Consider the following 756-nt stretch of genomic DNA (forward strand, 5'->3'; position numbering starts at 1 on the left):
AAGAAACGGACGCACTCTTGCTGAAGCTGATTGATCGCTGACATCTTGACCTCCTTGGCATAGGAGGGACAAGCCGCCGAAGCAGCTTGTCCCTCCCGGTGATAGGGTGATTGCCCCTCACCTTGTAGCCATCATGCCGGGGTGATCGTTGGGTAGGTCAACGGAAAAACTTGAAAAACTTTTTCCGAACACCCTCAATGCTGTCATGGACTGCGGCCTTGGAGCAGCCGCACAGATGCCCAATTTCCGCATAGCTGTAATCGTACAGCGCATAGAGCAGAAACCGCTCCCGCTGGGTCTTGGTACAGAGGGCCAGCACCGCCAGAATTTCATCCAGCGTTTCCTGCTGGCAGACCAATTCCTCCGGGGTAGCGCAGTAGGGCAAAAGAACCTGGGCGGCGATTATGTACTCGTCACATTCGCGTCCGTCCCAATGCCGCCGCTGCTCGCGGTCAAGGCTCCGTTCGGTACGCTTGGCCAGCTCCCAAAACTCGTCAAGGGTGGCGACATCCTCATAGGTCATTTTGCGGCTGTATCTCTTGATGGTGATCTTCATCGTGTTATCCTCCTGTTCAGATTTGGGGTAAGCGGAATCTGAACAGAGAGGGCGGGCCGCGACACCGGGGCCGGATGGAGCGGCCCACAGAAAAAGCAAAAGCGCCCGAACAGCTCAAGGCTATTCGGGCGTTGGGGTTGGCGATATGGGCAGACAAAAAACGACTATTTTCGCAAACCTGGGTAGGGGATGCCGCTGTG

Annotated in this window: 1 protein-coding gene; it reads right to left on the reverse strand. The window is 56.1% G+C overall.

The window, feature by feature from the left end; all coding sequences use genetic code 11:
• Positions 1–157: 157 nt before the first annotated feature.
• Positions 158–556: a sigma factor-like helix-turn-helix DNA-binding protein gene (locus D1646_RS01460; RefSeq protein ID WP_160634721.1), complete on the reverse strand. Its 399-nt coding sequence runs from the start codon at positions 554–556 to the stop codon at positions 158–160.
• Positions 557–756 lie beyond the last annotated feature (200 nt).

The organism is Pseudoflavonifractor sp. 60, from assembly GCF_009911645.1.
Taxonomy (GTDB): domain Bacteria; phylum Bacillota; class Clostridia; order Oscillospirales; family Oscillospiraceae; genus Lawsonibacter.

What these genes read in the sequence shown, in the direction of transcription:
- D1646_RS01460 (WP_160634721.1), bottom strand. Translation starts at nt 556, where the DNA reads ATGAAGATCACCATCAAGAGATACAGCCGCAAAATGACCTATGAGGAT.